This is a genomic window from Roseateles sp. P5_B10 (assembly GCF_056400485.1).
This window is the reverse complement of the sequence record NZ_JBFULE010000494.1, coordinates 1-3,960: the sequence shown is the minus strand read 5'-3', so window position 1 is coordinate 3,960 and position 3,960 is coordinate 1. Positions and strand designations below refer to the sequence as shown.

Annotated in this window: 5 protein-coding genes; all 5 read left to right on the top strand. The window is 67.5% G+C overall.

The annotated features are described in order from the left end of the window. On the top strand, nt 1-964 hold a 964-nt coding region (locus tag AC1DU6_RS22605; protein ID WP_477859750.1), incomplete at its 5' end, for a GNAT family N-acetyltransferase. Next, nucleotides 961-1,770 carry a hydrolase 2, exosortase A system-associated gene (locus AC1DU6_RS22600; RefSeq protein ID WP_457324385.1) on the top strand — a complete coding sequence of 270 codons (810 nt, stop codon included), beginning with the start codon at nt 961-963 and terminating at the stop codon, nt 1,768-1,770. The genes AC1DU6_RS22605 and AC1DU6_RS22600, both read left to right, overlap by 4 nt. Further along, nucleotides 1,767-2,621, top strand: a complete 855-nt coding sequence (locus tag AC1DU6_RS22595) for a hydrolase 1, exosortase A system-associated (protein ID WP_457324384.1) — start codon at nt 1,767-1,769, stop codon at nt 2,619-2,621. Before AC1DU6_RS22600 ends, AC1DU6_RS22595 begins: the two co-directional genes overlap by 4 nt. A 5-nt stretch (nt 2,622-2,626) precedes the next feature. Then, nucleotides 2,627-3,355, top strand: coding sequence for a tetratricopeptide repeat protein (locus AC1DU6_RS22590; protein WP_056195881.1), 729 nt, complete (start codon nt 2,627-2,629; stop codon nt 3,353-3,355). Nucleotides 3,356-3,360: 5 nt separating this feature from the next. Further along, the coding region (locus AC1DU6_RS22585) for a glycosyltransferase family 2 protein (protein WP_477859747.1) at nt 3,361-3,960 on the top strand (600 nt) is incomplete at its 3' end.

The following is a 3,960-nucleotide window of genomic DNA, read 5'->3' as shown; positions in this document are numbered from 1 at the left end:
GCAGGCGAAGGCGTTGCCGCATGCCTTCCTGCGCAGCGATTTCCTGCTGTGCTTGCTGGACCAGTTCGGCCAGGGTAGAGAGCTGCTCGCCTATCGCGAGGACGGCACGGGCTGGACGGCGGCGCTGCTGATCCAGCCCCAGGGCCAGGGTCGCTGGAACAGCTTCCAGCCGTCCCAGCTGCCGCTGGGACCCGTGCTGCTGCCGGAGGACGAAAGCCTGGAGGCGTCTCTGCAGTCCCTGCTGCGGGCGCTGCCCGGCCTGGCCTTGACCGTCGGGCTGACGCAACTGGACTCGCTGGCCCACGTCGGGCCTTTCAACAGCGCGCGGCTGCGCCACCAGCACTACATCGACACGGCCTGGGTCGACGTCGAGACCGGTTTCGAGGCCTACTGGGAGGGCCGCGGCAAGAACCTGCGCCAGAACACCCGCAAGCAGCTGAAGAAGGTCGAGGCCACCGGTGTGACGCCGCGGCTGGAGATGATCGACACGCCCGGACCGGTCGCGCTGGCCATCGAACAGTACGGCACGCTGGAAAGCAGCGGCTGGAAGGCCGAGCTCGGCACCGCCATTTCCGTGGACGGCATCCAGGGGCACTTCTACCGCCAGGCGTTGGAAAGCGCAGCAGCAGCCGGGCGGGCCCGGATCTACCGCTACTGGTTCGGCGACGAAGTCGTCGCGATGGACTTGTGCGTGCACCAGGACGACTGCCTGGTGATCCTGAAGACAGCCTATCAGCAGGCCCACCAGGCGGTGTCCCCGTCGACGCTGATGCGCGCCGAGGAGTTCAAAGCTCTTTTCGACGAAGGCCGCTTCAAGCGCATCGAGTTCTTTGGCCGCGTGATGGAGTGGCATACGCGCTGGACCGACAACAGCCGCCAGCTTTTCCACCTGACCGCCTACCGGTGGGCCTGGCTCAAGGCGCTGCAGGACTGGCTCAACCGCAGCAAGACCCGCGCAGCTTGAAAGCCTCAATCGACGCCTTCTTCCTGCCAGCCGGCGGCGAGCAGCGGCTGTGCCTGTTCCATGCACCGGCAGGTACACCACGCAGCCGGGTGCTCTATCTGCATCCCTTCGCCGAGGAGATGAACAAGTCGCGCCGCATGGCCACCCTGGCCTGCCGCGCGCTGGCCCAGGCAGGCCACGCGGTCTTGCAGATCGACCTGCGCGGCTGCGGCGACTCCTCCGCCGACTTTGGCGATGCGGGCTGGGCCGATTGGCAGGCCGATGTGCGCCTGGGCCTGGAATGCCTGGATGCCCGCGTGCCTGACTCGGTTCAGGCACCGCTGTGGATCTGGGGCCTGCGCGCCGGCTGCCTGCTTGCCGCCGCCGACTGGGGCCGGCCGGTGAACTACCTGTTCTGGCAGCCGATGACGAACGGCAAGCTGGCACTGCAGCAGTTCCTGCGCCTGAAGCTGGCCGCCGAGATGGCCAACGGTGCGAACAAGGGCCAGATGGACCAGATGAAAACCGAACTGGCCGCGGGCCGCCCGGTCGAGGTCGCCGGCTACCGGCTGGGCGCGCCACTCGCCCTGGGGCTGGAAGCCGCCAAGCTCGCGCCCGCCGGCACGCCCTGCCGGGTCGAGTGGCTGGAGCTCAGCACCCGCGAGGACGCCGTGCTGACGCCGGTCAGCGAGCAGGCCATCAAGGCCTGGCAGGATGCCGGCTGGGCGGTACGCCCGCAGATCGTGCAGGGGCCGGGCTTCTGGGCCACCAGCGAGATCGAGCTGGCGCCCGAGTTGATTGCCCGCACCGCGGAGGCCTTGTCATGAAGGAATCGGTGCTGAACTTCGACTGCGAGGGCGAGCGCCTCATCGGCATCCTGGCCGAACCGGCGAACACCGCACCCGCCGAGGTGGGCGTGGTCATCGTCGTCGGCGGCCCCCAGTACCGCGTCGGAAGCCATCGCCAGTTCACGCTGCTGGCCCGGCATCTGGCGAACCACGGCGTTGCCGCTCTGCGCTTCGACTACCGCAGCATGGGGGACAGCCCCGGGGAGACGCGCGACTTCCTGAGCGTCGACGCCGACATCGCCGCGGCCATCGCCGCGCTGCTGGCGGCCCGCCCGGCCCTCAAGCGTGTGGTGCTTTGGGGCCTGTGCGACGCGGCCTCGGCCGCCCTGCTCTACCTGGAATCGACCGGCGACCCGCGCGTCGCCGGCGTGGCCCTGCTCAATCCCTGGGCCCGCTCCGCCGCGACGCTGGCGCAGACCCATGTCAAGCACTACTACTGGCGCCGGCTGCGCGAGAAGGGCTTCTGGCTCAAGCTGCTGCGCGGTGGCGTGGGCCTGACGGCGTTGCGCACCCTGGGCGGCAACCTGCGCCTGGCCCGCGGCGCCGGCAAGCCCAAGACCGACTCGCGCAGCTTCCAGGATCGCATGGCCGCCGGCCTGCGCGCTTTCAACGGACCGGTGCTGCTGATCCTCAGTGGCGATGACTACACTGCCCGGGAGTTCGTTGGTTTTGCCCGGTCCTCGGCGGCTTGGCAGGGTCTGCTCGTGCGCCCGACGCTGGATCTGCACGACATGCCCACGGCCGATCACACGTTTTCGGCGATACAGGACCAGGACTCCCAATGTCGCATCTGTTTGGACTGGTTGAGGACGCGATGCCTAGCAATCTGAACCCCATGAACTGCGCCGGCCGAGCACTGCTGGCCCTGACCGTTGCGCTGGCCACGCTGCCGGTTTCCGCGCAGATGCAGCGCCCGGCGCTGGCGCCGCCTGGCTGTGGCGAAACGCACAACACCTATGGACCCTTCGATTACCGCACGGCCCACCAGTCGCAGCGCTACATCGTCGAGATTGCGCATTTCACGCATGGCGTCGAGACGTTGACCCGAGGTGCTACCGGCCCATTCGGCAACGACATCGGATACACGCTGGCGGTATTTCCCAACCATCCACGCGCCATCCAGTCCGTCGAACGCCTGGCGGAAAAGGAGAAATCGGATCCCGCCAAAGGCACCGACATGACCGTCGAGTGCTATTACGCCCGCGGCATGGCTTTCGTACCGAACGACCTGGTGTTCCGGATGTTCTACGTGAGCTATCTGATCCGGCGCAATCGCATGGACGACGCGCGCAAGTCTCTCGATTACGTGGTGGAGCAGGCCGGCGACAACCCGCTGACGCAATTCAACGCGGGCTTGCTGTATTTCGACATGAAGGACTACGACAAGGCATTGGCCCAGGCGCACCGCGCCATGGCCATGGGCATGACAAGGCCGGAGCTGCGCGACCGACTGAATTCGGTCGGCCGCTGGAAGGATCCCGAGCCGACCGAGGGCCCCGACGCCGCCGCGTCCGCTGCGTCTGCCACTCAGGCCGCCTCGACTCCCTCGCAGACCTCCCGCTGAGCCTCATGCCGCGCGTCAACATCGTCATCCCTGCCTACAACGCCGAGGCCTTCATTGCCGACACCGTCCGCTCGGCACTCGGCCAGACCTTCCCCGATCTGCAGGTGACCGTCATCGACGACGGCTCCAAGGATGCAACGGCCGCGAATGCCGCCCTGGACGACGCCCGCGTGCGCGTCATCTCGCAGGAAAACCGCGGCATGTCGCGCTCGCGCAATCGCGGCATGGCCGAAACGGATTCGGAATTCGTCGCGCTGCTGGATGCCGACGACCTCTGGCACCCGGAAAAGCTGCGCCTGCAACTGCAGGCCTTGCAGGCCAGGCCGGATCACGACTTCTGCTATTCGGCATTCGACGTCTGGCATGGCGAGCCCCGGCCCGACTATTTCAGGCAAACCCGGCAGGGCACCATCGATGAGTCGCGGTCCGGCTGGATCTACCCCGTGCTGGTGCTCGACAACTACGCCCTGCCCTCCTCGGTCATCTGGCGGCGCAGCGCCTGGGATCGCATGGGCGGCTTCCTGACGGACAACCAGCAGACTGACGACTGGGAATACCTGGTGCGCGCCAGCACCCAGCACCGCTTCATACGCCTGGCCGAGTCC